The following is a 5816-nucleotide window of genomic DNA, read 5'->3' as shown; positions in this document are numbered from 1 at the left end:
CTGGTATCGCCGTCGGCATCCTTGAGGGTGTAGGTGAACGTTTCTATGCCGTTGCCACCGCCGTGCAGGGCGATAAAGTCTGGATTATGTGCGTTCAGGGTGTAGGTGTAGGTACCGTCTGCTGCGATTACCAGTGTGCCGTAGGTCCCGACAAACGTACCGCCAACAATTGGGCCAGTAGGGATGCGGTCTGCGCCCTGGGTGTCGTTGGACAGGACGTTACCGGTCAACGTCAGCAGGCTTTCAGACGCGGTATTCGGGTTGCTGTCGTCGACTGCTTTAGGCACGTCGTCGATAATGTTGACGTCAAGCGTGCCGCTGGCCACGTTGCCGTCGTTGTTGGTCGCCACCACGTTGAAATGTTCGGAGATGCTGTTGGCACCCTCTCCGGCCGGATGGGTATCCGCGCCATTCAAGGTGTACGCGTAAGTGACCACACCAGTTTGCGGATTGTAGCCGGTGACGGTAAGCGTATTGCCTAATGCAGTCTCAATCGATTGCGGAAAACCAATGGACGCACCGTTGGTGATGACGTTGACCCCGCCGATGCTCAAGCTTCTTAGCCCGTCGGCAGCGTTAATCGTGAAACTCCCGCTTTGGGTCAGCGCACCAGCGTTGGCAGCAGAGCCTAGGGGCAAGTTGGCCTCGTTGACCGTCAGCACGTCCGATCCAACGATGTGGATGCTGGTATCAGGAAGAGGTGGCGCTACGGGAGGTGCCGTCGGAGGAAGGACCAGTATCGGCGTGTCCGAAGGGCTACCGGTAAACGGTGCGACGTCCCCTTCAGGAAAAATCGGCGTGCTGCTCAAGCCATCTGTAGGAAAACCAATCACGGGGTCGACGTGCCCGCCGACGGCTTCCAACAGCACAAAAGAGTGTCCACCCCCAAGCCCCAACGGGCCTGGAGGCCCAGGGGTGGTCGGCCCTGCGGCAGCAGGCTCCGCCGTTATGCTCGGGTCATCGCCGGCGGCGATGGCTTGCTGCAGTTGCTGCACGGCAATCAACTGCGCCTGAGTCGCCACTGCGGTATCCGGGGTGTCGATGTGGGTCGCGTGATTAGCCAGGATATCGGAGGTCAACGGCATGCTGCTGTCGCGCCCGAGCGTCAGTTCCCCACCGTCGGCAAGGTGCACCGCGACAGCGCCGATAGCACCGGTTTGCAGCTGCTCGCCTGCGAACACCCGATCCCCTTGTACCAGCGCACGACGACTTCCATCACCCGCAACCGCGAAAACCTCACCGACAACCCGCGTAACAGTACCGATCAATTTGGCCATATCCACTCCTCCATTGCCGACGCTTGCCGGCTACTGGGTCTCGCAGAAAAGCGCAACTGCCCTTTGGTGGCTTTTCTTACAAAAACCGACACTAAAACGTTACATATTTTTGAGAAAACCGTTCATAAATCACAACAAAATGGCCTTAAGACATCATCAAACGACAAAAAACAGTCACTCAATACGGCCATGTTTTACCTCTTCCCTACAGCTCGCCCACATTTTTTTCTATCGTGTTGAAATTTTCCTAAAACCGTCTAAAACCCCTACTGGCTTAGGCTAAAAGCGTTTTGAGATTTGAACAATGTCTGGAAATTGGACGGGCGCATAAGTTTTTTTTGGCATATACATTATGAAAAAATCGTCTTAACGAAGCCAAAACAAATCCTTAACCTTGCTGTTACATTTCTGATACGGTTTTATCTGGGTTTTGAGCCAATTTATTGGCGAAATGGCACATCAACAAGCATTAGGGAGAAGTACATGCGCGTTTTGAGTCCCATCTGTAGCGCAATTCTTTTGGCCATGAGCTGTGCAAACGCGCAGGCCATGTCGATGACCCAGGCGGTCCAGAGCACTATCGAGTACCACCCCGAGGTTCACGCCAACTTGAACAGCCGACTGGCTGCAGGTGAGGACGTGAAAATTGCCAAAGGGGGGTATCTGCCGACAGTGGACCTGATTGCCGGGTATGGCCGCGAAGGCACCGACAGTCCAACCACGCGAGCAATCACCGGCAATAACAACAAAGAAACGCTCAATTACACGCAATCCGAACTGCGGTTGCGGCAGATGCTGTTCGATGGCTTCAACACCCCGAACGAAGTTCGTCGTACCGAATCAGTGGTCAATTCCCGGGCTTACTACGTGCAGGGCGTCTCGGAAGACGTCGCGTTACGTGCAATCGAGGTGTACCTGGAAGTGTTGAAACGCCGCGAACTCTTGACCCTGGCCAAGAACAACCTGCAAGCGCATTTGCGCATCAACGACCAGATCGGCTTGCGCAGCAGCAGAGGGTTAGGCACCAACGCCGACCGCGACCAATCCAAGGCTCGTCGCGCCTTGGCTGAAGACAATTTTTACACCGCACAAGTGGATTTGGCAGACGCCGAGGCGAACTTCTTCAGCGCTGTCGGCCGTATGCCTGACGAACTGGAAACACCGGCCACGATCATGGGGCAAGTACCAGCCAACCTGGTGGACGCTCGGCAATCGATGCTGGCGAATAATCCGTACCTGAAATCTGCCCAATCTGACGTGGCATCGGCCGAGAGCCAATACGAGGTTGCGAAGTCGCCGTTCTACCCGCGTTTCGATGCTGAACTGGCAACCGGCGCCAACAACAATCTGCAAGGCGAGCCTGGTTACGACAATGAATGGCGCGCCGCCGTGGTGATGAACTACAACCTGTTCAACGGCAACCGCGACAAGGCCCGTATGCAAGGTGATGCGTACCGCGTCAACCAGTCCATGGACATCCGCAACAACGCCTTGCGCACGCTCAACGAGAATCTTTCGCTGGCTTGGAACGCCATGAACAACGCCCACATCCAGGCGCCAATCGCCCGGGAATACGCGGAAACCACCACTAAGGTCCGCGCTGCCTACCAAGACCAGTTCGGCCTCGGTCAACGCACCCTGCTCGACTTGCTAGACAGCGAAAACGAACTGTTCAACGCCGCCCGCCGCTACACCGAAGTGCGCTACACCGAGGAGTTCTCGATGTACCGCGTACTCGCCACCACCGGTGATTTGTTGCGTCAGTTGCGCGTGGTTTTACCGAACGAAGCAGTGGCACTTTCGGACGTCAAAAGCGAAGCGCGCTTGCCAGAAATGAAATAGCGGTTGTCCTAAGAGGAACGCCAATTTGACCACCATGGAAACCTTGTCCGTCGACCCTCGTCTGAGCTTCGACGACCCATTGCTCGATGGTCTGCTGATCCTCTGCAAGCTGCACGACTGCACCGTCAGCCGGGCCGGCCTGAGCGCTGGCCTGCCGTTGAAACAGCAGCGTTTGACCCTCGACCTACTGCCTCGGGCCGCTGCCCGCGCCGGGTTGCAAGCGCGAGTGTTGCGGCGCGAGCTGAACGACATTTCGACACTGAATCTTCCCGTGTTGTTACTGCTGAAAAACAGCCGCTGTGCCATCCTCAGGCGCTGGTCCGACGACGGTCGTGCGTTGATTTTGCCCAGCGAGGCAGAAGGTGGCGAGCAGTGGGTCAGCCGTGAAGAACTGGCTGAAAACTACAGCGGACAGGCGCTGTTCGCCCGTCCGCGTCATGAACTCGAAGACCTGCGCTCACCGTTGGTGCCGAGAGTTGACGCCTGGTTTCGCGACACCCTGAAACTCTCCCGCTGGCTGTATAGCGATGCGATTCTTGCCAGCCTGTGCATCAATGTACTGGGGCTGATGGTGCCGCTGTTCGTCATGCAAACCTACGACCGCGTGGTGCCGAACCAGGCAGTTTCGACCTTGTGGGTGCTGTCCATTGGGCTGCTGGTTGGCACGGTTTTCGAACTGGTACTCAGGATGGTTCGGGCGCACTTGCTGGATCAGGCGGGGAAGAAAACCGACATCATCCTCTCGGCCACTTTATTTGAACGTATTACCGGGATGTCGATGAAAGCCCGCCCGGCCACCGTTGGTGGCTTCGCGCAAAGTATTCATGACTTCCAGGGCCTGCGGGAGTTTCTCACAGCGGTGACCCTCACCAGCCTGATCGACCTACCGTTCGCCGTGCTTATGCTGGCGGTGATCGGTCTACTGGGTGGCTGGCTGGTGGTGATTCCCATGGTGGCGTTTCCCATCACCATCGTCTTCGCCATGCTGATTCAGGTTCGCCTGCGCGACACCGTGCAACGCAGCTTATCCCTGGGTGCCGCACGACAGGCCCTGCTGATCGAAACCCTTGGCGGCCTCGAAACCCTAAAAGCCTGCAGCGCCGAAAGTGAGCGCCAGCACACGTGGGAAACCACCCACGGCGCCCTCACCCGCCTCGACAGCCACGCGCGTAATCTGTCGGCGCTGGCCAGTAACGGCACGCTGTTCATCCAACAGTTTTGCGGCATGGCAACCATTGTCGCCGGGGTTTACAGCATCATTGCTGGCAACCTGAGTGTTGGCGCGCTGGTCGCTACCTACATGCTGGGCAGCCGGGTGCTGGCGCCGCTGGGGCAAATCGCCGGGCTGATCACGCGCTACCAGCAAGCGCAACTGACGATGAAAAGCACCGACGCCCTGATGGCCTTGCCCCAAGAGCGCGATGCTAAACAACGCCCGCTGGAGCGCACCCAACTCAAGGGCGCGCTGGACGTGCACCAAGTCACCTTTAGCTATAACGGACAAAACACCCCCGCATTGCACAACGTCAGTTTCTCGGTAAACCCCGGTGAGCGGGTCGGCATCATCGGCCGCAGCGGCTCAGGAAAAAGCACCCTGGCGCGGCTGGTGATGGGGTTTTATGCGCCGCAAGAAGGTCAACTGCTGCTGGACGGTCTGGACCTGCGGCAATTGGACGTGGCGGACTTACGGCAACAAATCGGCTACGTGGCCCACGACCTGCCACTGCTCGCCGGCAGTTTGCGCGACAACCTGACGTTGGGCGCGCGCTATATCAGCGATGCACGGATGCTCGAAGTGGCGGAAATGACCGGCGTCAGCGAACTCGCTCGCCAGCACCCGCAAGGGTTTGATCGGCCGGTGGGCGAGCGCGGACAACTGCTGTCCGGTGGGCAACGCCAAGCGGTGTTGATGGCCCGGGCACTGTTGCTCGACCCCCCCATTTTGTTGCTGGACGAACCCACCAGCGCCATGGACAACAGCAGCGAAGAAATTTTGCGTCAGCGCCTGCACGGCTCGATGCCGGGCAAGACGTTGCTGCTGGTAACCCATCGCACCTCAATGCTCAGTTTGGTGGACCGGTTAGTGGTGTTGGACAACGGCAAAATCGTCGCCGACGGCCCAAAAGACATTGTCATCGAAGCGCTACGCAAGGGCCGCGTCGGCTCGGCAGCGGTCTAGGAAAATATCCCCATGTCAGCGACTACCGGCCAGCGCGGCTACTTTCATTTCGGCAAATCTGCCGACACAGAATTCATGCCTGAAGTGGCGGGCGTTGCCGCTCAGGACGCCCCTCGGGGCTCACGATTAACGGTATGGATCGCCGCCGCGCTGATCGTCTCAGCATTGGTCTGGGCAAAATTTGCCGTGCTCGAAGAAGTCACGATGGGGGAAGGCAAAGCGATTCCGTCGAGCAAAGTGCAGGTCATTCAGAACCTTGAAGGCGGGATCGTCACCGAGATTTTTGTCCGCGAAGGGCAAATGGTGAACAAGGGCGATACCTTGCTGCGCCTGGACGACACACGCTTTCTGTCGAACAAGGGCGAAAGCGAAGCGGATCGTTATGCACTGGTGGCTCAGGTTGAGCGCTTATCTGCCGAAGCTGAAGGCAGGCCGTTCAAGCTCTCGGACGAGGTGATCAAAAAGGCGCCACAAGTGGCTGCCGATGAACTGTCGTTGTATGAGTCGCGGCAACGGCG

At 57.9% G+C, this 5816-nt stretch carries 4 protein-coding genes; 3 read left to right on the top strand and 1 reads right to left on the bottom strand.

Annotated features, from left to right (window positions below):
• A partial coding sequence (locus M0974_RS05225; RefSeq protein WP_297833628.1) for a retention module-containing protein occupies positions 1-1277 on the bottom strand: 1277 nt, incomplete at its 3' end.
• A gap of 483 nt (positions 1278-1760) precedes the next feature.
• Between M0974_RS05225 and M0974_RS05220 the strand changes: the two genes are divergently transcribed.
• The 3 genes from M0974_RS05220 to M0974_RS05210 form a co-directional block, all read left to right on the top strand.
• Complete coding sequence (locus M0974_RS05220; RefSeq protein ID WP_297833626.1) at positions 1761-3119, top strand: TolC family outer membrane protein; 1359 nt, start codon at positions 1761-1763, stop codon at positions 3117-3119.
• 25 nt (positions 3120-3144) lie between these two features.
• The gene (locus tag M0974_RS05215) at positions 3145-5298 is read left to right on the top strand and encodes a type I secretion system permease/ATPase (RefSeq protein WP_297833623.1); all 2154 of its coding nucleotides are present in this window, start codon (positions 3145-3147) and stop codon (positions 5296-5298) included.
• Positions 5299-5310: 12 nt separating this feature from the next.
• The coding region (locus M0974_RS05210; protein ID WP_297833620.1) for a biotin/lipoyl-binding protein at positions 5311-5816 on the top strand (506 nt) is incomplete at its 3' end.

The sequence above is a fragment of the Pseudomonas sp. genome (assembly GCF_026224925.1).
GTDB lineage: Bacteria > Pseudomonadota > Gammaproteobacteria > Pseudomonadales > Pseudomonadaceae > Aquipseudomonas.
Note: the sequence above shows the minus strand (reverse complement) of the source record. Positions and strands in the feature narration are given on the sequence as shown.